Origin of the sequence: Marinobacter sediminum, assembly GCF_016820575.1 — a bacterium.
Taxonomy (GTDB): Bacteria; Pseudomonadota; Gammaproteobacteria; order Pseudomonadales; family Oleiphilaceae; genus Marinobacter; species Marinobacter sediminum.
The window spans coordinates 606,230-632,290 of sequence record NZ_JAEMQH010000001.1; the positions used below are offsets into that span (position 1 = coordinate 606,230).

Below are 26,061 nucleotides of genomic sequence, written 5' to 3' on the forward strand. Positions count from 1 at the left end.
CCGGCCTACTCGCCGTCCGGGCGATGGTAAGTCCGGCAGGTCCGGCTTTATTCTTCCGTCAATTTGCCATGTTCCACGTGGAACATTCTGTACTCCGGTGCCTGATTATCGGGCCACAGGGCTTCGGGTTGCGGGTGTTCGATGGACGTGATGAACACCTGGCAACGCAGTGCCTGTAGCTTTCGAGCCAGCATGGCCCGGTGACCCACGTCCAGCTCGGCATTAATATCGTCGAGCAAAAACGTCACCTGCTTACCCAGTTCACTTAACACCATGCCTTGGGCAATCTTCATCAAGATAACAAGGGTTTTCTGCTGGCCTCTGGAAAAGGTTTCCGATACTGGCCGGCCCTGAAATTTTAACCGGATGTCAGCTCGATTCGGACCATACAAGGTATGCCCCATCCGACGTTCCTGTTCCCGGTGACTGGCCAGAATATCCAGCAATGACTGGCTACTATCCCAGCCTGGATAAAACTCAAGTTTCAGACCCTGAGTCCATCCGACATCGACTTCCTGAACCAGAGCCTGGAACGCGACCTTGAACCGATCAAACGTGGTTTTTCGGGCCGCGCTGATGCGGTCACTCAGGGCCGCGTACTGACTATCCCAGACCCGTAGCAGGGCTTCGTCTAGTCTACCATTTCTCAGCGTTTGATTCCGCTGTGAAGTCACTCTCTGACACTGTTGCCAGGTTGAGGCAAACGAAGGTTCCACGTGGAACACTGCCCAATCGAGAAATTGCCGGCGTTTACCAGGGCCGCCGGCAACGATGTCGAAAACCCCGGGATCAATGACCGATACCGGCAGGTGCATGGCCAGCGACGACAGGCTGCGAACGCCTTCGCCGTCGACCCTCAGAGTGGTTTCCTTCTGGCTGACATCCCGGGCTATCCCGAGCCGGTGGGCCACGCCAGAAGCATCGGGTTCCGCCGACGCATCCAGGCCCCGATCCAGCCCACCGAACACGGTGAACTGTTGCTCGCCATGACTAACCACCGCCTGATGCCGGCTGACCCGAAACGACCGCCCCAGCCCCAGATAACCAATGGCCTCGAGAACACTGGTCTTGCCGCTGCCGTTTTCGCCGTACAATAAATTGAAGGACGGCGAGAAACTGACCGGGGTAGAGGACAGGTTCCGAAAGTGCTGAGTCTGGAGTTTCACTAACGCCATAAAAACGGGAACTCAACGTGGCGAGGAGGGGAGTTTGAGGCGACCAAAAAAAAGCAGCGTTACCACTTGTGTAACGCTGCCCTAGTGTACAAAAGCCCGCCCGGTAAGGCGAACGCCTTAGTGGAGCATGTTCAATCGTTCATCCATGAACACATCCATTTCCGGCGCCAGGATGTGGACGTAGCGATCGAAGTAGAGAAACTGTTTCAGCAGCAAGGCAAATTCCCGTGGGAAATGCAGGCCGTGGCTCTCGCCGATTTTCACCATATCCATCAGGATGTGGTTTACATCGTCTTCGGCCTGATCGGCTTCATAGGGCACCTGATCCGGCACCATCTTATCCATTTGCTGATACAACCGACGCAGGTCTGCCGCCAGTTCATCGACCAATACCGTCTGATGCGTTACGCCGATGCGAATCATGGCATCGGCCATGCCTTCGAAGTTCCCCACCATCACCGAGGAAATGAAATCGCTGACCGCCTGCCAGGTGTCCGGCTTGATCCGCCCGACAATACCAAAATCGATAAAGCCGACCCGTCCATCTTTCAGCACCATCAGGTTACCGGCGTGCACATCAGCGTGGAAAAATTCACACTGGGTCAGGCTGGCGAACCAGGTGTTCATCGCGGTAATCAGAGTCCGCTCCGGATCCCGTGCGTACCCCCGGATGCTTTCCAGGTCTGTTAACGGTACACCGTGGAAACGCTCCATGGTCAGTACCCGGCGGGTGCTGCAATGTTCATACACCAGCGGTACCGTGGCGTCTTCGTTGTGGCTGTCGTTCAGGAAGTTGCGAAATACCTTCAGGTTATTCGCTTCCTTGATGAAGTCACATTCCTCCATCATGGTGCGCTGGATTTCCTCGACAATCCCGGACAACGAGGTCCAGGACAGTTTCGGTGCCAGCGTCTCCAGAATGCGCGCCGACAGATAGAGGAAATTCAGATCAGTCAGCAGGATGTTTTCCACACCCGGCTTCTGCACCTTGATGACTACGTCCTCACCGGTCACCAGCCGTGCCGCGTGAACCTGGGCAATTGAGGCGGACGCCAGCGCCACCGGATCAATATCCGCGTACACCTGGTCAAGCGGCCGATCCAGTTCGTCGCTGATAATCTTCTTGATCACACCGAAGGGCAGGTTGGGGGTTTTATCCAGACAATACTGGAACTCCTCCACGTACTCCTTCGGGAAGAAGGTGGGGGAGCTGGCGATGAACTGACCCAGCTTAATGTAGGTCGCGCCCAGGGATTCGAAGGTCTGCCGTAACAGACGCGGGGTAGGGGGGCGATCGCCCCGAACCCAATTGACACCGGTACGCCCCAGCACGGACAGGGTCTGTCCAATCCTGAAGGCGCCCTTGATTCCGTTCGTCACGGTGCCCATGGTGTTTCTCCTATAGCCGCATCGGCATAACAACGTACAGGCACCGATTGTCCATCTGGGACTCGATCAGTGCGCTGCTGTTCGGATTGGACAGGGTGATCTTCACTTGATCGTCATCCAGTGCATTCATCACATCCACCAGATAGCCAACGTTAAACCCGATTTGCAGAGATTCGCCCTGGTACTCAACCGGCAGGGCATCTTCGGCTTGTTCCTGGTCCGGGTTGTTGGCAAACACCTGCAATTCGTTCGGCGCCAGATTCAGCCGCACCCCGCGAATGTTTTCGTGGGACAAGATACCGGCACGCTGAAGCGTATTCTTCAGGGTCGACCGATCGGCCAGGACGACTTTGTCGCCACCCCTGGGGATAACTCGGTTGTAGTCCGGGAACTTGCCCTCGATCAGTTTCGAGGTAAAGGTGTAGGCACCGACGGTAGCCCGCAGGTGGTTATCACCAATCACCAGGGTCACCGGTGTTTCCACATCATCCAGCAGCCGAGCCAGTTCCAGCACACCCTTTCGGGGCACGATCACCTGCCGCAGCTCCGGACAACCTGTGGGTAACTCCAGGTGAGCCATGGCAAGCCGGTGGCCATCGGTGGCGACGGTGCGGACATGGCCCTGATCCACTTCCAGCAACAGGCCATTCAGATAATAACGGACATCCTGCTGTGCCATGGCGAATGCCGTGGCATCGAACATTCGCTCCAGTTCTTTCTGCGGCAGCTCCAGACGGAAGCTTTCCGCTTCGTCTTCAACATTCGGGAAATGCTCCGCCGGCAGGGTCGACAGGGTGAAGTGACTTTTTCCACAGCGCAGGTGCAAACGGTCACCTTCCAGCCCAAGCTCCAGTGGCGCTTCTTCACCCAGTGCCCGACAGATATCGGCCAGCTTTCGGGCAGGTACGGTGATACGGCCGGGCTGGTCCACGTGCACCGGAGTAACACGGGCCACCAGTTCCACTTCCATATTCGTGCCGGTCAGCGTCAGAGTATTATCTTCGGCTACCAGCAGAACATTCGACAGCACCGGCATGGTCTGTTTCTTTTCAACCACGCCAGCAATGCTTTGCAGCGGGGTAAGCAGGGATTCACGGCTGATCGTCAGTTTCATGGCACTCAGCATTCTTTTATGTTGAAGGGTGAATGTTTTGCGCTAACGCCCGGCATCAGGTGGTCAGCAATCTCATAAAGTTCTGATAATCCTCGCGGATACCCGGATCAGTCTCCTGCAGTTCCACGATTTTCTTGCACGCGTGCAGCACGGTAGTGTGGTCACGGCCACCGAAGGCGTCACCAATTTCCGGCAGACTGTGATTGGTCAACTCCTTGGACAGCGACATCGCCACCTGACGTGGCCGGGTCACCGTCCGCGTCCGACGCTTGGACAGCAGGTCGGCCACTTTGATCTTGTAATACTCGGCCACGGTACGCTGAATGTTATCGATGCTGACCTGCTTCTCGTGCAGGGCCAACAGATCTTTCAGACTTTCCCGGATAAACGGCGGGGTAATCTCCGAGCCCGTGAAGTGAGCATTCGCTATCACCAAACGCAGCGCCCCTTCAAGTTCTCGAACGTTTGATCGGATCTTTTGGGCGATAAAAAAGGCCGCTTCACTACTGAGTTTTACGTTCGCCTGATCCGCTTTCTTCATCAGGATGGCGACCCGGGTTTCCAGTTCCGGTGGTTCCACCATCACCGTCAGGCCCCAACCAAACCGGGACTTCAAACGCTCTTCCATGTCGACAATTTCCTTGGGAAAGCGATCACAGGTAACGATGACCTGCTGTCCGCCTTCAAGCAAGGCATTGAAGGTGTGGAAAAACTCTTCCTGGGAGCGCTCCTTGCGGGCAAAAAACTGAATATCATCGATCAGCAGCGCGTCCACCGACCGGTAATAGCGCTTGAACTCGTTAATCGCGTTCAATTGCAGCGCCTTGACCATATCCGCCACAAACCGCTCCGAGCGCAGGTAGGCCACCTTGGCTCCTGGTTTCCGCCGAACAATCTCATTACCGATCGCATGCATCAGGTGAGTTTTACCCAGGCCCACGCCGCCATAGAGGAACAAGGGGTTATAGGCTCCGCCCGGATTCTCCGCAACCTGCATCGAGGCCGCCCGGGCCAACTGGTTCGACTTACCCTCTACAAAGGTATCGAAGGTAAAGCCTTCGTTGAGGAAACTCTGGTGCTTGATGTCGCCCTCGACCTGAACCGGCCGACGCTCGTTACTTGGTTGACTTGGTTTGGCGCGCACCGAGGTATTGTCACCGGCACTAACCGCGACACCTTTTTCTTCTTCGGTAACCCGGCTGCCGCTTTCTTCCTGAACCGCACCACTGGATCGAACCGGGACCTCGGACCGGCTCACCGGCTCACTGTTCCGCGGCGCAGAGCCAACCTTCATATTTACACGGGGAGCCTGGCCTCCGTTCAGATCCTTCAACACTTCTTCTATACGCCGAAGGTATTTCTCATTCACCCAGTCCATAACAAACCGGTTGGGGGCGAACAACATCAGCTGCCCCTCCCTGAGATCGGACTGCAGGGGTCTGAGCCAGGTGTTGAACTGTTGTGCGGGAAACTCGTCCCGGAGTACTTCAAGACATTGATGCCACATGGTGTTCGGCACGACAGCCTGCTCCTGATAACCCAGAAATGTCTCAGATCAGAATAGCGAGACATCCAATCCAAAGAGATAACGCGAGATTCTAACCCGATGGGCCCACCAGTGAAAGACCGCCGCCTATTTCATGAACAGGCTGTGGAAATAAAAGAATATATTTATCATTTAGTTACGGACTTACCTACAGCCTTGTGTACAGAAAATTCTTTCAAAACTGTTATCCACACCCCCCTGTGCAAACCCTGCCTTCAACCCTGTGTTTAACCCTAGGACCAAACGGTGGATAACTAACAGGTGATCCCCCGAAGTCACTTATGCACATTTCGTGGTGCCATTGTCCACAGGGCTCATCGGTATTTGTAAGCCCCCTTATCATCTCCGTAACTTACTGGCTAAACAGCTTTTTCGTTGCTTATCCACAGAAAACAGGCTCAGTAATAACAGTAATAATTAATCCCTAAAGAGAATTCTAAAAGAACCTATAGATTCTATTACCGGGTCTGACGTGTCCGGCCCATGAGCACCTGTGAAAACCACTTATCGATACCCATTGAACTTTCCCCAGCATTTGCATATCATGCCGCTCCTGTTTTGGCTGTACATTTTCCAGCCACATACGAATTTTCAACTTACGAATTGTGAGATCATCACCATGAAGAGAACGTTTCAACCAAGCGTCCTGAAGCGTAAGCGCGTACACGGTTTCCGTGCCCGTATGGCCACTGCCAACGGTCGCAAGGTTATTTCCCGTCGTCGTGCCAAAGGCCGCGCACGTCTGTCAGCGTAACCAGCGCGCCTCATGAAGGCTTTGAGTTTCCCGAAATCGCACCGTCTGCTCAGACCGGCTGATTACGGCAAAGTCTTCGATGACGTACAGCTGAAAGTTCCGCACAGGAATTTTCTGATCCTGGCGACACCGAATAATCTCGGACACGCCAGGATCGGTTTGATTTTTTCCAAGAAAAATCTGAAGCTTGCAGTCCAGAGAAACCGGATTAAGCGACAGGTTCGGGAGACCTTTCGGCACCAGACCGATTACCCCGGCCTGGATATTGTCGTTCTCGGCCGCCAGGGGCTGGCCAATCTGGAAACCCCAACGGTTACGGCTGCGCTCAACGATTTGTGGCGTCGACTGAAGCGGAAACACCAGCAATCGGTGTCTTCAAACGCAACATCAGCACAACCAGCCGGCAAAGGATCGGGTTGATGCGTAAACTCTTGCTTGTTCCTATCCGTTTCTACCAGTACGCCCTCAGTCCCATGATGGCCAGTCATTGCCGCCATTATCCAACCTGTTCACAATACGCCGTTGAAGCGATCAACCATCACGGTGCATTGAAGGGACTGATTTTCGCTAGCCGCCGGTTATTAAGATGTCATCCCTGGGCCGAGGGCGGTTATGATCCAGTGCCTGGTATGGCACAATCCGAACGCAGCAAAACCGTAACACCCTGCCTGAAGGCTGAGCTCTCCCACACTACAACCCAGACCAGACAGTAACTCTATGGATATTCAACGCATCGTATTATTTGCCGGCCTGGCTATTGTCAGTTATCTGATGGTGCTTGCCTGGAATGAGGACTACCATCAGCAGCCGCAAACCGAACAAGTGGTCCAGACCAACACCGGTTCAACCACCAGCGGCGAAGACAGCATGGTGCTTCCTGAGCAGAACCAGAGCACAGGCACCAGTGAGGAGTTCAGCACGCCGGAGAGCGGAGAGCAGATCGCCACCGCGACAGATTCCGACGTTACCGTTGAAAACCAGTTTGTTACCGTTCGCACCGACGTCTTTGAGCTCACTATTGACCGGGTCAGTGGCAATCTTATCCACAGCTCGCTGACCGATTACGACAAGTCCCTGAACAGCCGGGAACCATTGAAGCTGCTGACCAACACCAACAGCCGCACCTACGTCATGGAAAGTGGCTTGATTGGCCGCAATGGCCCGGATAGCCGTGCCAATGGCAGCGCGCCGGTGTATCAGACCACCTCTGCCAGCTATGAACTGTCTGACGGCCAGGACCAGTTGACCGTTGATCTGACCTACACCACCAATGACGGCGTCAAGATCACCAAACGCTATCAGTTTGAGCGCAACAGCTATGAAATCGGCGTGCGCTACCTGATCGACAACCAGTCCAATGAGACCTGGAAAGCCAATTTCACCGGTAAGATCGTCCGGGACCAGGCTCCCGACCCCACCGCGCAGAACAGCATGGGTATTCAGGCGTTCCTGGGCATGGTGATGAGTTCTTCGGAAGATCCTTACGAGAAGTTCGATTTTGGTGATCTGTCGGAAACTCCGATCAATCAGTCGGTTACCAATGGCTGGTTGGCCTTCCTGCAGCACTATTTCCTGACTGCCTGGGTACCGGAGCCTGATCAACCGGCCCAGTTCCAGACCACCCGTCGCGGGCCCCTGTACGTGATGGGCTTTGTGTATCCGGCCACCACCGTGGCTGCAGGTGACACTGTGGAAGTGGGCGCCCGCGCCTACGTCGGCCCAAAGATCATCGATCGACTGGAAAATGTTGCACCGAACCTCGACCGCACCGTCGATTTCGGCTTCCTGTTCTTCATTTCGCTGCCGCTGTTCATCATTCTGGAGTGGTTCTACGGCCTGGTGGGCAACTGGGGTGTCGCCATCATCCTGCTGACTGTGCTGGTCAAGGGCGTTTTCTTCCACCTGTCGGCCACCAGTTACAAGTCCATGGCCAAGATGCGAGCGGTAGCACCGCAGTTGACCCGCTTGAAGGAACTGTACGGCGACGACCGACAGCGCATGTCCCAGGAAATGATGGCGCTGTACAAGCGTGAAAAGATCAATCCGCTGGGCGGCTGCCTGCCGATCCTGGTGCAGATGCCGGTGTTTATCTCCCTGTACTGGGTACTGTTCGAGAGCGTGCAGTTGCGTCATGCCCCGTTCATGCTCTGGATTCAGGATTTGTCCCAGATGGATCCGTACTTCATTCTGCCGATCCTGATGGGCGCCAGCATGTTCCTGCAAATGCACCTGAACCCGACACCGCCGGATCCAATGCAGGCCAAGATCATGAAGATGATGCCGCTGATCTTCACGGTATTCTTCCTCTGGTTCCCGGCCGGTCTGGTACTGTACTGGCTGGTGAACAATATTCTGTCGATCAGTCAGCAGTGGTACATTACTCGCAAGATTGAAGCAGAGACGGCTGGTAAAAAGTACTGATCGGTATTTTTGATCCGACCCAGACAGAGGCTCCGTGAAGGAGCCTCTGTTGTTTGTGCCCGAAGGAATATTCATGAGCCAGACAGCAGACACAATTGCCGCCATAGCCACTGCCCCCGGCCAGGCCGGCGTAGGCATTGTCCGGGTGTCGGGCCCAGCGGCCGCGGACATCGCCCGACAAATGCTGGGCTTTGTCCCCAAGCCGCGCTACGCCCATTACGGCCCTTTCCTGGACCAGAATGGTGGCCTGATTGATGAAGGTATCGGGTTGTTCTTCCCGAACCCACATTCCTTCACCGGCGAAGATGTGTTTGAACTCCAGGGCCATGGCGGCACGGTTATCCTCGATCTGCTGCTGCGGGAAGTGTGTAGCCGTGGGGCCCGATTAGCGCGGCCGGGGGAGTTTTCCGAGCGGGCTTTTCTGAACGACAAGCTGGACCTGGCCCAGGCCGAAGCCATCGCCGACCTCATCGAAAGCAGTTCGGAGCAGGCCGCCCGCTGTGCTGTGCGCTCCATGCAGGGAGTGTTCTCCCGCCGTGTCGACGATCTGGTGGATGCGGTAACCCACCTGCGCATTTACGTGGAAGCGGCCATCGACTTTCCCGAAGAGGAAATCGATTTCCTGGCCGACGGCAAGGTCGCTGGTGATCTGCAAAAGTTGCTCGACCGGTTGGAAACCATCCTCGGCGAGGCCCAGCAAGGCACTATCCTCCGGGATGGCATGAAGGTGGTGATCGCCGGCCGCCCGAACGCTGGCAAGTCGAGCCTGCTCAATGCCCTGGCCGGTCGCGAGGCGGCCATCGTGACTGCCATTGAAGGCACCACCCGGGATGTGTTGCGGGAACACATCCACATCGATGGCATGCCGCTGCACATCATCGACACCGCCGGCCTGCGAGAGAGCCCGGACGAGGTTGAGCAAATCGGCATTGCCCGGGCCTGGGATGAAATTGCCCAGGCCGACCGGATCCTGCTGATGGTGGACGCCACCACCACCGAGCAGACCGAACCCCACGAGATCTGGCCAGACTTTATCGACCGCTTACCTGCCAATGCCCCGGTTACTGTGGTGCGCAATAAGGTCGACCTGTCTTCAGAAACCGTGGGCTTCACCAACGCCGACAGCGGTACTGCGCCGGTGATCCGGCTGGCAGCGAAATCTTCCGACGGCCTGGACGTGCTGCGGGATCACCTCAAGCAGTGTATGGGCTTTGCCAGCACCACCGAAGGTGGCTTCCTGGCCCGGCGCCGGCACCTGGACGCCCTCGAGCGGGCGCGTGCGAACCTGTTGCAGGGGCAGGGCCAGCTGGAAGGTTATGGTGCCGGCGAACTGCTTGCCGAGGACCTGCGTGCGGCCCAAGACGCCCTGGGCGAAATCACCGGGCATCTGAGTCCGGATGAACTGCTGGGCAAAATCTTCTCCAGTTTCTGCATCGGAAAGTAATGGCAGATTGCCGGCATGCCGGCGGTCAGCCTGGTTTTTGTTTCAGCTCCGTTACCAATTGATACGTTTTTATCTCCCAATCGGGGAACGCAGAGCGGTAATCTAGCGTTCTAATTAGGGAATTTACTTATTGAGTACTCTGGGGAGTAAAGGTGTGATCAAACGAGTAGCAGGTTTCGTCACGGTGGCAGTGGCGCTGATGGCGTCCACAACCACCGTGCAGGCAGAAGAACGGCTCTATCTCTACACTGAGAATTTTCCTCCGTACAACATGAGTGCCTCCGGGCGGGCGTTTGAGCATAACCAGGAGGACATCGACGGGTTGTGTACGGAGCTGGTGGTGGCGGCGCTGAAGCAGACCGATCTTGACTATCGCATCAAGCTCCGCAACTGGGACTACGGTTATAACCGTGCCCTGAGCAAAGAAAACCACGGCATCTTCTGTACCACCTACACCGAGGAGCGGGCGCCGCTGTTCAAGTGGGTGGGGCCCCTAACTGACAACCTGTGGACAGTTTTCGCACCACCGGGTTCTGACTTCAAGATGGACGAGCTTTCGGACGCCAAGGGCATGGTGTTCGGTGGATACCGGAACGACGTAAAATCGGAATACCTGATCAAGAAGGGCTACAAAGTATCGGCGCTGGACAGCGATGACCTGAACCCGAAGCGACTGGAATTGGGCCAGATCGATCTCTGGCTGGCCGACCGCCTGGGTGGCCCTTACGTGGCGTCACAGCAAAATGTTGAAGGTCTGGTCCCGGTGTTCTCGTTCAACGATACCCAGTTATTCCTGGCCCTGAACCTGGAGACATCGGACGAGGTCGTAGCCAAGTTGCAGAGCGGCCTGGCAGCCATCCGTGAATCTGGTATGTTTGAGGCCATTGAAACCAAGTACGGACTTTAATCAGGATGTTTAGTATGCAGCTTGGCCTTACCACCCAAAGCCTTCGCTCTATCTCAACGGTGGGCGGGCTGCTGCTGTGTCTGGTATTGGTTGGTTGCAGTTCCATGTATTACAGCGCCATGGAAAAGCTGGGCATTGAAAAACGCGAGATTCTGGTCGATCGGGTCGAAGACGCCCGCGATGCCCAGACCGATGCGCAGGAAACCTTTCGTTCCTCGCTAGAGCGGTTCCAGAGTGTGGTCGAGACACCGGACACGCCTTTGCAGGAGAAATACGACACCATCCGCACGGCGTTCGAAGACAGCCAGGACGTTGCCGAGGAAGTGCGTGACCGGATTGATGCGGTGGAGGATGTTTCTGAGGCGCTGTTCGACGAGTGGGAGGACGAGCTCGAGCTCTACGAAAGCGCGTCCCTGCGCCGCAATAGCGAACGTCAGCTGCAAGACACTCGCAGTCGGTACAATACCCTGATTGCCCGCATGCACCGTGCCGAAGCCAAGATGGCTCCGGTACTGGAGGCGTTTGAGGATCAGGTGTTGTTCCTGAAACATAACCTGAACGCCCAGGCCATCGGTGCCCTTGAGCAGGAACTCAGCCAGATTCGAGCCGACGTGGATCGCCTGATCCAGGATATGGAAGATTCGATTGCCGAATCTGAGGCCTTTATCGAGCAATTTAGAACCACCAATCAGTAATCCAGATTGGTTGATCTGTCCGAGGGAAGCCGTTGCGGCTTCCCTTTTTTGTTTTTGCCTTAACCGGTCCGTTGCAGGTCTCCGGTATTCACGGGTTGCAAAGCCTCGGTCGCACTTCGATTACCGAGAAAGTCGGGCCGTGGCTTGTTGCCACAGAACGGCTGCTCCAGCTGGTTTTCCACGCTGTTGTAGACGAAGAACAGGTTGCTGCGCGGCCAGGGTGACATGTTGGCATTGGAGGCGTGCAGGGTATTGCACTCAAAGATAATCAGGGAGCCGGCCGGACCGGTTGGCGCCTTGATCCCGTGCTGATCGACGATGCGCCCGAGGTCCCGTTCATTGGGTACGCCCAGTTCCTGCTTCTTGAGCGAGGACTGATAATTGTCTTCAGGAGTGCGACCGACGCAGGGTACAAAGGTCTTGTGGGAGCCAGGTACCAGCATCAGCGGCCCGTTGAATGGCGTGTTGTCGGTCAGGGCGATGGAAAAGCTGACGGCGCGCATACGCGGCATGCCATCCTCGGCGTGCCAGGTCTCGAAGTCGGAATGCCAGTCGAAGCCCTTGCCGTGGAAACCGGGTTTGAAATTGATCCGGGACTGGTGGATGTAGGCGTCACTGCCCAGCAACTGGTGCACCATGTCCAGGATCTTTGGATCCCGGGTCAGGCGATCGAAGCGCGGCGAAAGCTCATGAATACCAAAAATGGACCGGATTTCCTGTTTGCCCGGCTCGGTGATAGTGCCTTCTGAACGCAGCACGTTATCGTCGCGTTCGTAGGCACGGAGATCCTGCTGAAAGCGCCGTACGGTCTCGGCATCCAGGAAATTGTTGAACACCAGAAAGCCATCACGCTCGTATTGAGCCAGCTCCGATTCGCTCAACGGACCTTGCGTGCGATCCGCACCGGTGCTGTGGATAACAGGCTCGAGACGCTCAAAGGCTTGGCTCGGGCGCTCAAGGCGGGTGGGATAAAAGTCGTCAGCACGAGTTTCCATATTCGAACCTCCTTCTTTTATGCTCGCGTTGGTGTGTGCTCACCTCATGGGTTAAACGTGAATGGAATAAGTCCCTTTGTGGAGTTGAGGATGAACTGGCTGAAATTCAAGCCAGAAAATCCCGGGCGTACCCGGGATTTCCTCAATGGGTTAATCAGCCGGTGAACGCCATGTCCTCGGCGTCGATTTGCATCAGGTTACGGGTTGGACTGAGCATGCTGGTAGCGTGCGCTTGGGCCCGGGGCAGCAGGCGCTCGTAATAGAACTCTGCGGTCGCCAGCTTGGCCTGGTAGAAGGCTTCGGAATCTTCACCACCGTTCGCCAACTTATCCACAGCCACTGCCGACTGACGCAGCCACATGTAAGCCATGGTGACGTAGCCGCTGTACATCAGGAAATCGTACGCGGCAGCGCTGACCACATCGCGATCCTTACGGGCAGCCAGCATTACCCGTACCGTCAGCAGATTCCACTGCGCAGTCAGTTTCAGCAACTCCACGGCGAACGGCCGCAGCCGCTTGTCGGCCAGCTGTTTGCGGGCAAAGTTGGCAATCTTTAGGGTAAACTCCCGAACCGCGCCGCCCTGGGTCATCACCAGGACTTTGCGACCGAGCAGATCCAGGGCCTGGATGCCGGTAGTGCCCTCGTACAGGGTAGCAATCCGGGTATCGCGCACAATCTGTTCCATACCGTGCTCGCGGATGTACCCGTGGCCGCCGAACACCTGCATGCCCAGGTTGGCCGCCTCGCAACCCATTTCGGTGAGGAAGCCTTTCAGGATCGGCGTCAGGAAGCCTAGCTTGTCGTCGTATTTCGCGGCCTTGTCCAGGTCACCTTCGGTGTGGCCTTCCACCATGTGGTCGGCCAGTCGGGCGGCGTAATAGAGCATGGCCCGGCCACCCTCGGCGACGGCTTTCTGGGTAAGCAGCATGCGGCGGACATCACCGTGGTGGATCAGGGCGTCGGCGACCTGTTCCGGTTCCTTCTTGCCGGACAGTGCGCGCATGGAGCGGCGGTCCCGGGCGTAGTCCAGCGCCCACTGATAGGACAGCTCGGCCGGCCCAACGCCCTGGATGGCGGTGCCAATACGGGCGGTGTTCATGAACGTGAACATGCAGTTCAGGCCTTCGTTTTCCGGGCCGATCAGGAAGCCGGTAGCACCGTCAAAGTTCATGACACAGGTGGCTGAGGCCTTGATCCCCATCTTCTTTTCCAGGCTGCCGCAACTCACGCCGTTGCGCGGGCCAACGCCGCCATCTTCTGTGGGCAGGAATTTAGGCACGATGAACAGACTGATGCCACGGGTGCCCTTGGGCGCATCCGGCAAGCGCGCCAGCACAATGTGGACAATGTTTTCGGTCAGGTCGTGGTCACCGGAAGAAATGAAAATCTTGGTGCCGGTGAGCTTGAAGCTGCCATCGGCCTGGGGCTCGGCCTTGGTTTTCACCTGGCCCAGGTCGGTGCCGCATTGCGGCTCGGTCAGGCACATGGTGCCGCCCCAGCGGCCCTCGGTCAGGGGCGTCAGATAGGTGTGCTTCTGGTCGTCGCTGCCGTGCAGAAAAATGGTGTTCATGGCGCCCAGGGACAGGCCCGGGTACATGGAGAACGACCAGTTGGCGGTGCCCATCATTTCCTGCTTCAGCAGGCCCATGGACGCGGGCAGGCCCTGGCCACCAAATTCCTCGGGCGCCGACAGGCCCTGCCAGCCGCCCTGGGCGTACTGGTCATAGGCAGCCTTGTACCCGGCAGGAGTGGTTACTTCACCATCGGTCAGGGTGCAGCCCTGTTCGTCGCCGCTCTGGTACAGCGGGCTCAGGACTTCTTCACAGAACCGGCCGCATTCGGTAAGAATGGCGTCCACAATATCGGGGCTGGCGTTGGCACCGCTGGCGAGGCGCTGGTAATGCCCGGGATAGTCAAACACTTCATTAAGCAGGAATTTCATGTCGCGCAATGGCGCTTTATAAACCGGCATAACGGTTCCTCGTAATCCTTGGCTGTGGATAAGTCATCGTTGGGATGAGCCCATTTCTACTGTTGTACGGTATTCCCCCGGCGCTGCCATTGACGAAAACCACCCCCGGTCCTGTCAGAAAAGACAATTGGCCGAAATGACGGGGTTTTCCACAGGCCCCTGATTGTTGATCGGGCATAACCAACAGCGCGTATCTTGTACACAGATCATTCATCCACCTTTTGCCTGCGAGTGTAAAAATCATGCAAAGCCCCTCGGTAAGCGTCTTTGTTGCTGGCCCCGTTCGTCTACTCTGGTTATTGTTTGCGGTGTGGTTGTTGGCAGGGTGCGCCGGAGCTTCCCTGGACGATTACGCCGATCGTGAGCCCGCGCTGATCCCGGCCCAGTTTTTTACCGGTGAACTCTCGGCCCGGGGTGTGGTCAAGGACTACGCCGGTGAGGCCATTCGCACTTTCGATGCGGACATCAGCGCCTCCTGGGATAACGACGGTAACGGCACTCTGGACGAGGTTTTCCGCTTCGACGACGGTGAAGTTCAGACTCGGACCTGGACCCTTACCCCGGTGGACGACGGCTATCGGGCCACCGCCGGCGATGTGGTTGAGCCAGGGCTGATGCAATGGCGTGGTAATGCCATTCACATGAATTACGTGCTGCGGCTGGCGTACGGGGACGGCACCCTGGATGTGCGCATGGACGACTGGATGTACCTGGTGACCCCGGACACCCTGATCAACGAAACTACCCTGAGCAAATGGGGTATCGATGTTGGGGAGATTGTACTGGTGATCCAGAAACGATAAACGAACCCGACGACGTTCACTGATTTTGGAAACTGTGTATGTGGAAGCAATGGCTGGTGGCACTGGGCTTTGTGGTTGTAGCCGCCGGGGCTGCAGTAGGCTATCTGAATCTAGGGTCCGGTGAGCAGGCGCAGAGCGGTCGTGAACGTCCGCCATCGGCCGTCAACACTCGGCTACCCGAGCGGGATACGGTGCGCGATGTCGTCAAGTCAGTGGGTAACCTTGAGGCCCTGAACTCGGTGGAAGTGACCAGCGAAGTCAGTGGCCGGGTGGTGTCGCTGCAGCTGCAGAGTGGCACCCGGGTGGATCAGGGCACGGTCCTGCTGCAACTGGATGATCGCCAGGCCCGGGCGGACCTCCAGGTCATCGAATCCCAGCTCGCCGATGCCCGCCGCCAATACCAGCGCGCCCAGCAATTGCGTTCTAACAACAGTGTTTCCCAGGCCGAAGTCGATGCCTTGCGCACCGCGGTCAGTGTGGCCGAAGCCCAGCGTGAGGCGGCCCGGGTCCGGCTGGAAAACCACCGTATTGAAGCGCCCTTTGCCGGGGTGCTTGGGCTCAGTGACATCGACATTGGCGCCTATGTGAGCGCTGGGACCCCCGTCGCTACCCTGGACGCTACCGACCGGATGGAACTGAATTTTGCCATTCCTGAACGCTTCCTGGGCGAGGTTAGCCTGGGCCAAAGTGTGGCTGGCCTGTCGCCGGCCTACCCAGAAGACCGCTTTACCGGTGAACTGGTGGAACTCGGTACCCGCATCAACCCACTCAGCCGCACCCTGCCAGTACGGGCTTTGATCGATAACTCGGACGGCAAGCTGCGGCCTGGCCAGTTCATGTCCGCCACTTTGATCCTCAGGGAGCGGGTGGCCTTGGTGATTCCCGAACAGGCGGTGATGATCCGCGGCGATGAGCAGTATGTCTTTGTCGCCGAGGACGGCGTGGCCCGCCGGACCCCGGTGACTTTGGGTTCCCGAATGCCGGGCCGGGTTGAAGTGTCTGAAGGCCTCGATTTGGAGGATGCGGTGATCGTTACCGGTCAGGACCGGATCAGCAATGGCGACCGGATTCGGGTCCAGGACGCTGACAACGCGATTCCGGAGAATCGCTTCGTTCAGTCCATGGAGTCCTGAGCGTGGTTTTGTCCGATGTTTCTATTAAACGACCGGTGTTTGCCACCGTCATCAGTCTGCTGATCGTGGTCTTTGGTCTGGCGGCGTTACTGGGTCTGCCGGTGCGGGAGTATCCGGACATTGATCCACCGGAGGTCTCGATCTCCACCGACTACACCGGCGCCGCCGCCGAGGTGGTGGACACGCAGATTACCCAAGTGATCGAGGGTGCGATCAGCGGCATCGAAGGCATCCGCTCGATCGAATCGTCAACCGAACAGGGCGAGTCTCGCACCAGCATCGAGTTTTCCACAGACCGGGATGTGGATATCGCCGCCAATGACGTCCGGGACGCGGTGTCCCGGGTTGCTAACCAGTTGCCCGAGGAAGCCGATCCGTCAGTGGTGCGGAAAGCCGATTCTGACGCCCGGCCGATGATGTGGGTGACGCTCCGCAGTAACGTCTGGGACAGTGCCGAACTCAGTGATTTTGCTGACCGGGCCCTGGCCGACCGATTGTCGGTGCTGGATGGTGTTGCCGATGTCTTCATCGGTGGTGAACGCCGTTACGCCATCCGGGTCTGGCTCGACCGGGAGCGGCTGGCGGCCCGGAATATCACCGTGGCGGAAGTCGAAGCGGCGCTGCGGTCCAACAACGTGGAACTGCCGGCCGGCTCGGTGGATTCTTCCACCCGTAACTTCACGGTCCGGGCCGAGGGCCGAGTGTCGACGGTGGAGGAATTCCAGCGCCTGGTCATCCGGCGCGACGGCAATGACCTGCTGCGGCTGGGCGAGGTTGCCAATGTCGAGATGGGCGTGGAATCCGATGTTGGTCGTTTGCGCGCCAACGGTCAAACCGCCATTGGCATGGGCATTATCCGTCAGTCCAAGGCCAATACCGTGGCGGTGTCCGATGCGGTTCAGGCCGAACTCGAGAACATTCGGGAAACCCTGCCCCCGGAAGTCACCATCGCCGAGAGCTACGATGAATCGATCTTTATCCGCGCCTCCATTAAGGAGGTAGTGATCACCCTGGCTATTGCCGTCTCCCTGGTGATCCTGGTGATTTTCCTGTTCCTGCGTTCCTGGCGGGCCACCCTGATTCCGGCGGTGACCATTCCGGTGGCCGTGATTGGCGCCTTTATCGGCCTCGGTTTCCTGGGCTTTTCCATCAACGTGCTGACCCTGCTGGCGGTGATTCTTGCCATCGGCCTGGTGGTGGACGATGCCATCGTCATGCTCGAGAACATCCAGCGCCGCATCGATAACGGCGAGCCGCCGCTGCTGGCGTCTTACCGGGGCGCGAAACAGGTGGCCTTCGCCGTGATTGCCACCACCCTCACGTTAGTCGCGGTGTTTGTGCCCATCTCGTTCATGGGCGGCAATGTCGGCCGGCTGTTCGCCGAGTTTGGTTTCACCCTGGCGGCTGCCGTAGTGGTGTCCAGCGTGGTAGCGCTCACCCTGGCACCGATGCTCTGTTCCAAGTGGCTGCGCCACAGCCCGGAAACCGCCGAGGGCCACCGCTTGTGGGCGGCCAGTGAGAAGGTGCTCGATGGCCTGACCCACGGTTACCAGCGCCTGTTGCGGTTCGCCCTGAACCAGCCGGGGCTGTTGCTGGGATTGGGGCTGGCCGGGATGATCCTGGCTGCGGTGGTGTACCCGCAATTGCCTCAGGAACTGGCGCCGACCGAGGACCGGGGTATCATCATCATGCCGACCAGTGCACCGCGGGGCTCAACCGTGGAATTCACTGATCACTATGTACGTCAGGCCGAGGCCGAGCTGCTGCCTTACCTGGAATCCGGTGCGGCTGACCGCTTGCTGTCGATCGTTGGCTTTCGGGATGAGGAAGACAACGCCTTCATGATCATGGGCCTGGCGCCCTGGGAAGAACGGAGTACCAAGCAACAACAGATCACCAGTGAGTTGCGGGGCAAGCTGAGCCAGATCTCGGGTATCCGGACGGTGGCGGTGAACCCGCCGGGGCTGGGCCAACGGGGCTTCAACCAGGAGGTTCAGTTTGTCGTGGCCGGTCCGGATTACGAATCGGTCCAGGCCTGGAGCGACGAGTTGGTGGAGCGGGCCAAGGACAACCCCAACCTGCTCAATCTGGACACGGATTTTGAACTGACCCGTCCGGAATTGCGGGTGTCGATTGATCGCGAGCGCGCCGCCGACCTGGACATTACCATCGAGGATGTCGGTCTCACCCTGCAGACCATGCTCGCGTCACGCCAGGTGACCACCTATCTGGATCGCGGTCGCGAGTACGACGTGATTGTGCAGGCAGCGGATGCCGATAGGGCGACCCCGGCGGACCTGGGCCAGATTTTCCTGCGCCCCCGCGAGGGCGGCGCTCTGATTCCCATGCAGGCCCTGGTGTCGATCAAGGAAACCGGTGCCAATCCGGATTTGCGTCGCATTGACCGGCTGCCGGCGGTGGTGATCAGTGCGTCTTTGGCCGATGGTTACGATCTGGGCTCGGCCCTGAACTATCTGAATAACCTGGCTGTGGATAACTTGCCTCCGGAGGCGCGGGTTAGCTACCAGGGCCTGTCCCGGGAATTCCAGGAATCGTCCGCTGCCATCTATCTGACCTTCGGGTTGGCCTTCGTGATTGTGTTCCTGGTGCTGGCTGCCCAGTTTGAAAGCTGGATCCACCCGTTGATCATTATGCTGTCAGTACCGCTGGCGGTGACCGGCGCTTTGCTGGCGCTCTGGTGGTCGGGCATCAGCCTGAACATCTACAGTCAGATTGGCATCATCATGCTGCTCGGCCTCATGGCCAAGAATGGCATCTTGATTGTCGAGTTTGCCAATCAGATGCGGGACCGGGGCTACGCCGTCAAAGACGCCATTCTGGAAGGAGCCAGCCTGCGTTTTCGGCCGGTACTGATGACCACCATTTCCACCGTGTTTGGGGCTGTGCCCCTGGTGATTGCCACCGGAGCCGGCGCCGAAAGCCGTGCGGCGATTGGTGTGGTCATCCTGGGTGGGTTGGTGTTCGCGACCACGCTGACCCTGTTCATCATCCCGGTGCTGTACAACCTGCTGGCGCGCTTTGCCAAATCGGCCAATGCGGTGGAGAAGGAGTTGGAACGTCAGGCCGGTGGACCGGCCGGGGGCTCTGTTACCTCAGCCGCACCGCAAATGCGGGCCGACGATTTCTGACCTCGACCGCGGGTTCAGTGGTCGAGCCAGCCCGCAGAGTCACAGAGTCGATGGGAATGACATCTGGCCCGAGAATACTTCGTCGGGGTGGATGTCCACGCAGAAGACCTGGGCCCCGGCCCCGCTATACAGGCTTGTGGATAAGGTGATGGTGCGTTTGGCGTCGGGTAGGCCGACGTACGGCCGCGAGCTACTGATCTGTTGAGGCCGCTCAAGGGCATTGCGGAAATACTCGCGATGCTCCCAACGAGCGCCGGCCGAGTGGTACAGAGGGTTGAACCGGCGGCGATTCCTATCACTGTCGGTGTGAGCAAGGTTGCCCAGCTGTACGCCGTTGGCATCCAGGACAAAGCAACGTTTTACACCGCTTTGCTCTAACAGGCGCTGGCAGGCTTCCCGGAAATCATGGCCGCGAGCCAGTCCATGGCAGGCATCCATGATTTCAAACCGCAACAGCCGGAGGTAGCTCTCCTGGTTTTGATGGTCCTGCAGGGACCATTCATCGGAGTGGACCAGGACATCATGGAGTCGGGACTCAGACTTATCCACAACGCTATGGGTGATACACTCAGGCCTGCCGAGCAGAAATCCCTGTAACAGATCGGCTTCCGTTGCCAGTGCAATTCTGGCTTGCGCTGTGTTCTCGATACCTTCCAGCAGCACCAGACTGCCGCTTTCTCGGATCATCCGGACCAGGCTTTCCAACAACAATCGGGCCCGGTTGTTCTTTTCGGCATTGACCAGCAGGCTGCGATCCAGTTTTACAATCAGGGGGTTTATTTGCCACAGCCGTTCGAAGTTCGAGTCCCCCATCCCGAAGTCATCAATCGCGATCTGAAAACCCAACGTCTTGGCCTTGTGGATAAACACCATCAACGCTTCGGGGTTGTCCGAGGCTGTCTCCACCAACTCCAGGACTACCCTGTCCGGTTCGATACCGGCGCCATGGCAGTGTGCGGCCAGTCGCTCCAGCGAGGCATCGGGATGCACGCAGGTGTCAGGATTGATGTTCAGGAATAACCAGACCGGACTTTCACCGGCGGCGAAGTTCGCCAGGTGCAGATGCAGCAGGTGCCGATCCAGCTCGGGGGTCTGGTCCAGAGTGGCGGCCTGCTCGAACAGGCTGAGGGGAGAAACCGGCTGATCGTGTTGGCTGACCCGGACCAATGCTTCAAAGCCCACCAGTTTCTGGTGGGTCGGACTCAGGATCGGTTGATACACCGATCTGAAATCGTAGTTGTGGATAATGTCTGGCTCGGAGTGAGCACGGGCATGGCTTCGGCGGGAAAGTCGGACTACGCTGCTCATTCAGCAACCTCGAACCTTGCTGTGGTTGTAGCCGTCCTGGCCGTGGATTGAACGCATTAAAATACACCTAACATGCGGATTTCGTGCCAAAATTAACGAGTGACGGTCAGGCCTGCGGCGACTGGCAGGCAACCGGATGCAACACGAATCAACTCGACGGATTTGCACGACCTCGGTGCGCCCCGGGGTATTATCGACCGCGTTGTGCACTAAAACAGGATGATTCATGGAGCCACAAAGCCAGTTCCGATTGCTGGGGCAACAGCGGTTTTTGCCGTTCTACCTGACGCAGTTCTCCGGCGCCTTTAACGATAATCTCTACAAGAACGCCCTGTTGCTGCTGATCACTTTCAGCGCCGGTGGTCTGATGGGCTTGTCGGTCAATGTCGTGGTCAATCTGGCGGCGTTTCTGTTCATCCTGCCGTTTTTCCTGTTCTCCGGGATTGCCGGGCAACTGGCGGACAACTACGAAAAGGCGCGGATCATTCGCACCGTCAAACTGGCGGAAATTGTCATCATGGCGCTGGCGGCCATCGGCCTGTGGTTTGGCTGGTATGAGCTGCTGCTGGTGTTGCTGTTCCTGATGGGTACCCAGTCCACCTTCTTCGGGCCTGTGAAATACGCGATCCTGCCCCAGGTGCTGGCGGATGAGGAACTGGTCGGCGGCAATGGACTGGTCAGCATGGGCACCTTCGTCGCTATCCTGCTCGGTACCATCGTCGCCGGGCTACTGATGGGCTATGACCTGGCTGCGAAACTGACCGCCGTGGCGGTACTGCTTATGGCGGTACTGGGCTATGTTGCCGCCCGCCAGGTGCCGCCAACCGGCGATCGGAACCTGGCCGGCGCGATTCGGTTTCGACCGGTACAGGAGACCTGGCAGTTGATGGTCATTGCCGCCGAGCGCCGCCGGGTGCTGTTGGCGGTGCTGGCCATTTCCTGGTTCTGGTTCCTCGGCGCTGCTTACCTGACTCAGTTTCCGAATTTTGCCCGCACCAGCCTCCTTGGGGACGAAACCGTAGTCACCCTCTTGCTGTCGACGTTTATTGTCGGGATATCAACCGGTGCCATGCTCTGTGAGCGACTGACTCGGCACCAAATTTCCCTGGTACCGGTGCCTTGGGGCGCTCTGGGACTGACATTGCTGGGCATCGATCTGTTCTTTGCGGTGCCGGAATCGCCGATGCAATCGACCTGGCTAACCCTGCTGACGGACCCGGTGTACCTGCGGGTGCTGTTTGATCTGGTAGGCATTGGCGTTTGCGGTGGCTTGTTCATTGTCCCCTTGTACGCCTTCATTCAGCACGAAACACCGGATCACAAGCGTGCCCGCATCATTGCCGCTCTCAATGTGATTAATGCCCTGTTCATGGTGGTCAGTGCCCTGGTGGGCATTCTGGTGCTTGGCGTACTGGAAGTGACTATTCCCGGATTTTTCCTGTTGTTATCACTGCTTAACGCTTCGGTCTGGCTGGTGGTGTGGCGCCTGCGGCGTTCAGAGTCGGCGAAATCTGTGGATAATTAATTGAATAAACGTCGGAAAACCTCTGGACGCATTTTAATAAAAATAACAAAAACAATATTTTAAGTGCAATTTTAGGGCAGTTAACCCTTGCTTGAAAATGTGGATAACTGTCTTAAAAACTTTTTTAAGAAGAGCTGTACAAGCGTTTGAAAAGCCGGTGTATTTCGGTTATCCACTACCGTCATCCACAGGAAAAGGGCGGGTTTTTCCGCGGCCTGATGCGTTGTCGGCTTTCAACACCGCTCGGCTCTGGTTAAAATTTGCACATTCCAACTGCAATTCGGCGGCCGAGGCGTTATACTCGCCGCCCTGTTTTTATCCCCCGATTTCCGAGGTGAACTGTGGATTTTCCAACCCGTTTCGATGTCATTGTCATTGGTGGTGGTCATGCCGGCACTGAAGCCGCGCTGGCCGCGGCGCGCATGGGCTCTCAGACCCTGCTGCTGACCCATAACATCGAGACCCTGGGCCAGATGTCCTGTAACCCGGCCATCGGCGGTATCGGCAAAAGCCACCTGGTGAAAGAAATCGATGCCCTTGGCGGTGCCATGGCCACGGCGACTGACCGGGCCGGGATCCAGTTCCGGGTACTTAACAGTCGCAAGGGGCCGGCTGTGCGCGCGACCCGCGCTCAGGCTGACCGGGTGTTGTACAAGGCGGCAATCCGGGAAGTGCTGGAAAGTCAGCCCAACCTGACCCTGTTCCAGCAGGCAGCTGATGATCTGATTGTGGAAAACGATCAGGTCACCGGGGTGGTGAGCCAGACCGGGATCCGGTTCAACGCCAAGACCGTGGTCCTGACCACCGGCACCTTCCTGGGCGGAGTTATCCACATCGGTATGCAGCACCATTCCGGCGGCCGTGCCGGTGATGCCCCGGCCAACGCCTTGGCCCAGCGCCTGCGGGAACTGCCGTTCAATGTTGGTCGGTTGAAAACGGGTACGCCGCCGCGGATTGATGCCCGCAGCGTGGACTTCTCGGTGATGGAACAGCAATGGGGCGACAATCCGGCCCCGGTGATGTCGTTCACCGGCAGCCGAGCTCAGCACCCGGAGCAGATCTGCTGTTACGTAACCCGAACCACCGAGCGCACCCACGACATCATCCGCAGCGGCTTTGACCGCTCGCCGATGTTCGCCGGCAGCATCGAAGGCGTTGGACCGCGCTATTGCCCGTCTATCGAGGACAAGGTCAACCGTTTCGCCGACAAGGATTCGCACCAGATCTTTGTCGAGCCCGAAGGTCTGACCACCAACGAGCTTTACCCCAACGGCATCTCCACAAGCCTGCCTTTTGACATCCAGTTGCAGGCGGTACGGTCGATTCCGGGTTTTGAGAATGCCCACATCACGCGCCCGGGCTACGCCATCGAGTACGATTACCTGAATCCGCAGGACCTGCGCCACACCCTGGAAACCAAGTTTATCCAGGGCCTGTACTTTGCCGGCCAGATCAACGGTACCACCGGGTATGAAGAAGCCGGCGCCCAGGGATTGCTCGCGGGCATCAACGCCGCGTTGCGGGCTCAGGACAAAGAGGCGTGGTACCCGCGCCGGGACGAGGCTTACCTGGGTGTACTGGTGGATGATCTGATCACGATGGGGACCAGTGAGCCCTACCGTATGTTCACCAGCCGCGCTGAATACCGGTTGATCCTGCGCGAGGACAACGCCGATCTGCGCCTGACCGAAACCGGCCGCGAGCTGGGCCTGGTGGATGATCATCGCTGGCAGGTGTTCAACGACAAGCGCGAGGGCATCACCCAGGAGCGCCGTCGGCTGGAAACCACCCGGATTCACCCGAATACCGACGCCGGGGAGCGGGCCAACGGTTTCCTCAAGCAGCCGATGACCCGGGACCAGTCCCTGGCCGAGCTGCTGCGCCGGCCGGAGATCGCGTACAGCCACATTGCCGACATCGGTGCCGACAGCGCCGACGATCCGAACGTTGCCGATCAGGTGGAGATCGAGATCAAGTACGAGGGCTACATCTCCCGTCAGGCGGATGAGATTGAACGCCTGCGCCGCAATGAGAACACCGAATTGCCGGTGGATCTGGATTACGACGTCATTGGTGGCCTGTCTAACGAAATCAAGCAGAAGCTCAAGGAAGTGCGCCCGGAAACCGTCGCTCAGGCGTCCCGGGTTCAGGGCGTGACCCCGGCTGCGGTCAGTCAGATCCTGGTGCACCTGAAAAAGCGTGATCTGCTGCGTAAACAGAGTGCCTGACCTGATTCTATGACTAACGCACTTTGGCAGCGCCAGCTCCGGGACGGGCTGGTGGCGATGGATGTGTCCCTGAGCGAGGCCCAGCAACAGCAGTTGCTAGCCTTCCTGAACCTGCTCAATAAATGGAATCGGGCCTACAACCTGACCGCGGTTCGCGACGAGCGCGAGATGGTGTCTCGGCAACTGCTCGACAGCCTCAGTATTCTGCCCAATGTTACTACCGAGCATCTGCTGGATGTGGGTGCTGGTGGCGGCCTGCCTGGCATCCCCCTAGCCATTGCCCTGCCGGAGCGCCGATTCACCCTGCTCGACAGCAATGGCAAGAAAACCCGGTTTCTGAATCAATGCGTGCTTGAGCTTGGGCTGGGCAATGTCGAGGTTATCCACGGCCGGGCTGAAGCCTGTACGCCGGAGCAGCCGTTCACCCAGATCAGTAGCCGGGCTTTCACTGCGCTCGAGAACCTGGTTACCTGGTGCGGTGATTTGCTGGCAAATGGCGGCGAGTTCCTTGCCATGAAAGGTCAGTTTCCGGATGATGAGGTGGCTGCGCTTCCGGCCGGCTGGCAGGTAAAATCCAGCCATTCCCTGGAAGTCCCCGGAGCCGATGGCGACCGTCACCTGCTGGTGGTCACCCGAGCCGATCATTCCCAGTAACCCGCAAACAGGAGGCGAGACATGGCGCGCGTGATTGCAGTGACCAATCAAAAAGGCGGTGTGGGGAAAACCACCACCTGCGTCAACCTTGCTGCGTCTCTGGCCGCCACCAAGCGCCGGGTTCTGTTGGTGGATATGGATCCCCAGGGCAACGCCACCATGGGTAGTGGTGTGGATAAAAACGCCCTGGAGCTGTCTGGCTACGATTTACTGACTAAGCGCGCCACTGCCGCCGAAGTCACGTTTCTGGCGGAAGCCTCCGGCTTTGATATCCTGCCGGCCAACGGCGACCTGACCGCGGCCGAGGTCGAATTGATGAACGAGATCGGCCGTGAGCATCGGTTGCGTCTGGCCCTGAACACGGTTCGGGATAACTACGATTACATCCTCATCGACTGCCCGCCCTCGCTCAGCCTGCTCACTGTAAACGCGCTATCCTCAGCCGATTCCGTGCTGATTCCCATGCAGTGCGAGTATTACGCGCTGGAAGGCCTGGCGGCGTTGATGAACACGGTTGAACAGATCCAGGAGACGGTGAACCCGAATCTGCAGTTGGAGGGCATACTGCGCACCATGTATGACCCGCGCAACAGCCTGACCCTGGACGTGTCCGGTCAGCTCAGCGAGTATTTCGGCGACAAGGTCTACCGGGCGGTCATCCCTCGTAATGTCCGGCTTGCTGAGGCGCCCAGTTACGGTATGCCGGCGCTGAAATACGACCGTGCCTCGAAGGGAGCGATAGCTTACCTGGCCCTGGCCGGTGAAATGGTCAGGCGTCACGGCTCAAAAAAGACATCCGCGCCGGTGGCGGTGTAACATACCGCCCTGTCACTCAATAACGCACAA

Annotated in this window: 21 protein-coding genes; 14 read left to right on the forward strand and 7 right to left on the reverse strand. The window is 58.0% G+C overall.

Annotated features, from left to right (window positions below):
• Positions 1-47 precede the first annotated feature (47 nt).
• The 4 genes from recF to dnaA all read right to left on the reverse strand — a co-directional run bounded on the left by recF (position 48) and on the right by dnaA (position 5,185).
• On the reverse strand, positions 48-1,175 hold the full coding sequence (recF, locus tag FGO67_RS02695; protein WP_203299181.1) for a DNA replication/repair protein RecF: 1,128 nt from the start codon (positions 1,173-1,175) through the stop codon (positions 48-50).
• 117 nt (positions 1,176-1,292) lie between these two features.
• On the reverse strand, positions 1,293-2,564 hold the full coding sequence (locus tag FGO67_RS02700; protein ID WP_203299182.1) for an ABC1 kinase family protein: 1,272 nt from the start codon (positions 2,562-2,564) through the stop codon (positions 1,293-1,295).
• 10 nt (positions 2,565-2,574) lie between these two features.
• Positions 2,575-3,678, reverse strand: coding sequence for a DNA polymerase III subunit beta (dnaN, locus tag FGO67_RS02705; RefSeq protein ID WP_203299183.1), 1,104 nt, complete (start codon positions 3,676-3,678; stop codon positions 2,575-2,577).
• Positions 3,679-3,733: 55 nt separating this feature from the next.
• Complete coding sequence (gene dnaA / locus FGO67_RS02710) at positions 3,734-5,185, reverse strand: chromosomal replication initiator protein DnaA (protein WP_238942237.1); 1,452 nt, start codon at positions 5,183-5,185, stop codon at positions 3,734-3,736.
• A gap of 658 nt (positions 5,186-5,843) precedes the next feature.
• Between dnaA and rpmH the strand changes: the two genes are divergently transcribed.
• The 7 genes from rpmH (at position 5,844) to FGO67_RS02745 (ending at position 11,445) form a co-directional block, all read left to right on the forward strand.
• Positions 5,844-5,978, forward strand: coding sequence for a 50S ribosomal protein L34 (rpmH, locus tag FGO67_RS02715; RefSeq protein ID WP_008172542.1), 135 nt, complete (start codon positions 5,844-5,846; stop codon positions 5,976-5,978).
• 12 nt (positions 5,979-5,990) lie between these two features.
• Complete coding sequence (gene rnpA, locus FGO67_RS02720; RefSeq protein ID WP_203299185.1) at positions 5,991-6,398, forward strand: ribonuclease P protein component; 408 nt, start codon at positions 5,991-5,993, stop codon at positions 6,396-6,398.
• Positions 6,398-6,691, forward strand: coding sequence for a membrane protein insertion efficiency factor YidD (yidD, locus tag FGO67_RS02725; RefSeq protein ID WP_238942143.1), 294 nt, complete (start codon positions 6,398-6,400; stop codon positions 6,689-6,691). The genes rnpA and yidD overlap by 1 nt, the downstream gene beginning before the upstream one ends.
• Before the next feature lie 4 nt (positions 6,692-6,695).
• Positions 6,696-8,399 (forward strand): membrane protein insertase YidC, encoded by a 1,704-nt coding sequence (yidC, locus tag FGO67_RS02730; protein WP_203299187.1) that lies wholly within the window; start codon positions 6,696-6,698, stop codon positions 8,397-8,399.
• 73 nt (positions 8,400-8,472) lie between these two features.
• Positions 8,473-9,843 carry a tRNA uridine-5-carboxymethylaminomethyl(34) synthesis GTPase MnmE gene (gene mnmE / locus FGO67_RS02735; protein WP_203299188.1) on the forward strand — a complete coding sequence of 457 codons (1,371 nt, stop codon included), beginning with the start codon at positions 8,473-8,475 and terminating at the stop codon, positions 9,841-9,843.
• Positions 9,844-9,997: 154 nt separating this feature from the next.
• Positions 9,998-10,750, forward strand: a complete 753-nt coding sequence (locus FGO67_RS02740) for a substrate-binding periplasmic protein (protein ID WP_338039526.1) — start codon at positions 9,998-10,000, stop codon at positions 10,748-10,750.
• A 104-nt stretch (positions 10,751-10,854) separates the two neighbouring features.
• Positions 10,855-11,445, forward strand: coding sequence for a DUF2959 domain-containing protein (locus FGO67_RS02745; protein ID WP_203299939.1), 591 nt, complete (start codon positions 10,855-10,857; stop codon positions 11,443-11,445).
• A gap of 59 nt (positions 11,446-11,504) precedes the next feature.
• On the opposite strand, the gene thpD is transcribed toward FGO67_RS02745, so the two are convergent.
• Complete coding sequence (gene thpD, locus FGO67_RS02750; protein WP_203299189.1) at positions 11,505-12,440, reverse strand: ectoine hydroxylase; 936 nt, start codon at positions 12,438-12,440, stop codon at positions 11,505-11,507.
• A gap of 154 nt (positions 12,441-12,594) precedes the next feature.
• Positions 12,595-14,415 carry an acyl-CoA dehydrogenase C-terminal domain-containing protein gene (locus FGO67_RS02755; protein WP_203299190.1) on the reverse strand — a complete coding sequence of 607 codons (1,821 nt, stop codon included), beginning with the start codon at positions 14,413-14,415 and terminating at the stop codon, positions 12,595-12,597.
• A 242-nt stretch (positions 14,416-14,657) separates the two neighbouring features.
• Between FGO67_RS02755 and FGO67_RS02760 the strand changes: the two genes are divergently transcribed.
• The 3 genes from FGO67_RS02760 to FGO67_RS02770 are packed head-to-tail and all read left to right on the forward strand — an operon-like array spanning position 14,658 to position 19,500.
• Entirely contained in the window at positions 14,658-15,218 is a 561-nt protein-coding gene (locus tag FGO67_RS02760; protein WP_203299191.1) for a DUF3833 domain-containing protein, read from the forward strand.
• 38 nt (positions 15,219-15,256) lie between these two features.
• Positions 15,257-16,351 (forward strand): efflux RND transporter periplasmic adaptor subunit, encoded by a 1,095-nt coding sequence (locus tag FGO67_RS02765; RefSeq protein ID WP_203299192.1) that lies wholly within the window; start codon positions 15,257-15,259, stop codon positions 16,349-16,351.
• A gap of 2 nt (positions 16,352-16,353) precedes the next feature.
• Positions 16,354-19,500, forward strand: coding sequence for an efflux RND transporter permease subunit (locus tag FGO67_RS02770; RefSeq protein ID WP_203299193.1), 3,147 nt, complete (start codon positions 16,354-16,356; stop codon positions 19,498-19,500).
• Between the two features lie 39 nt (positions 19,501-19,539).
• Here the strand turns inward: FGO67_RS02770 and FGO67_RS02775 are convergent, their stop codons facing one another.
• Complete coding sequence (locus FGO67_RS02775; protein WP_203299194.1) at positions 19,540-20,808, reverse strand: sensor domain-containing phosphodiesterase; 1,269 nt, start codon at positions 20,806-20,808, stop codon at positions 19,540-19,542.
• A gap of 226 nt (positions 20,809-21,034) precedes the next feature.
• Here FGO67_RS02775 and FGO67_RS02780 point away from each other — a divergent pair, with 226 nt between their 5' ends.
• From FGO67_RS02780 to FGO67_RS02795, 4 genes are all read left to right on the forward strand, one after another.
• Positions 21,035-22,333, forward strand: a complete 1,299-nt coding sequence (locus tag FGO67_RS02780) for an MFS transporter (RefSeq protein WP_203299195.1) — start codon at positions 21,035-21,037, stop codon at positions 22,331-22,333.
• A gap of 341 nt (positions 22,334-22,674) precedes the next feature.
• Complete coding sequence (gene mnmG / locus FGO67_RS02785) at positions 22,675-24,561, forward strand: tRNA uridine-5-carboxymethylaminomethyl(34) synthesis enzyme MnmG (RefSeq protein ID WP_203299196.1); 1,887 nt, start codon at positions 22,675-22,677, stop codon at positions 24,559-24,561.
• A gap of 9 nt (positions 24,562-24,570) precedes the next feature.
• Positions 24,571-25,215, forward strand: a complete 645-nt coding sequence (gene rsmG, locus FGO67_RS02790; protein ID WP_203299197.1) for a 16S rRNA (guanine(527)-N(7))-methyltransferase RsmG — start codon at positions 24,571-24,573, stop codon at positions 25,213-25,215.
• A 21-nt stretch (positions 25,216-25,236) separates the two neighbouring features.
• A complete protein-coding gene (locus tag FGO67_RS02795) occupies positions 25,237-26,031 on the forward strand; it encodes a ParA family protein (protein WP_203299198.1) in 795 nt (264 codons plus the stop codon).
• The last annotated feature ends 30 nt before the right edge of the window (positions 26,032-26,061 follow it).

Coding starts and splice junctions, on each gene's coding strand:
- yidD (WP_238942143.1), top strand. CDS start 6,398: ATGCGTAAACTCTTGCTTGTTCCTATCCGTTTCTACCAGTACGCCCTC.
- rnpA (WP_203299185.1), top strand. CDS start 5,991: ATGAAGGCTTTGAGTTTCCCGAAATCGCACCGTCTGCTCAGACCGGCT.
- FGO67_RS02765 (WP_203299192.1), top strand. CDS start 15,257: ATGTGGAAGCAATGGCTGGTGGCACTGGGCTTTGTGGTTGTAGCCGCC.
- yidC (WP_203299187.1), top strand. CDS start 6,696: ATGGATATTCAACGCATCGTATTATTTGCCGGCCTGGCTATTGTCAGT.
- mnmE (WP_203299188.1), top strand. CDS start 8,473: ATGAGCCAGACAGCAGACACAATTGCCGCCATAGCCACTGCCCCCGGC.
- rsmG (WP_203299197.1), top strand. CDS start 24,571: ATGACTAACGCACTTTGGCAGCGCCAGCTCCGGGACGGGCTGGTGGCG.
- FGO67_RS02745 (WP_203299939.1), top strand. CDS start 10,855: ATGTATTACAGCGCCATGGAAAAGCTGGGCATTGAAAAACGCGAGATT.
- thpD (WP_203299189.1), bottom strand. CDS start 12,440: ATGGAAACTCGTGCTGACGACTTTTATCCCACCCGCCTTGAGCGCCCG.
- FGO67_RS02755 (WP_203299190.1), bottom strand. CDS start 14,415: ATGCCGGTTTATAAAGCGCCATTGCGCGACATGAAATTCCTGCTTAAT.
- FGO67_RS02700 (WP_203299182.1), bottom strand. CDS start 2,564: ATGGGCACCGTGACGAACGGAATCAAGGGCGCCTTCAGGATTGGACAG.
- dnaA (WP_238942237.1), bottom strand. CDS start 5,185: ATGTGGCATCAATGTCTTGAAGTACTCCGGGACGAGTTTCCCGCACAA.
- FGO67_RS02775 (WP_203299194.1), bottom strand. CDS start 20,808: ATGAGCAGCGTAGTCCGACTTTCCCGCCGAAGCCATGCCCGTGCTCAC.
- rpmH (WP_008172542.1), top strand. CDS start 5,844: ATGAAGAGAACGTTTCAACCAAGCGTCCTGAAGCGTAAGCGCGTACAC.
- FGO67_RS02760 (WP_203299191.1), top strand. CDS start 14,658: ATGCAAAGCCCCTCGGTAAGCGTCTTTGTTGCTGGCCCCGTTCGTCTA.
- FGO67_RS02795 (WP_203299198.1), top strand. CDS start 25,237: ATGGCGCGCGTGATTGCAGTGACCAATCAAAAAGGCGGTGTGGGGAAA.
- FGO67_RS02780 (WP_203299195.1), top strand. CDS start 21,035: ATGGAGCCACAAAGCCAGTTCCGATTGCTGGGGCAACAGCGGTTTTTG.
- recF (WP_203299181.1), bottom strand. CDS start 1,175: ATGGCGTTAGTGAAACTCCAGACTCAGCACTTTCGGAACCTGTCCTCT.
- dnaN (WP_203299183.1), bottom strand. CDS start 3,678: ATGAAACTGACGATCAGCCGTGAATCCCTGCTTACCCCGCTGCAAAGC.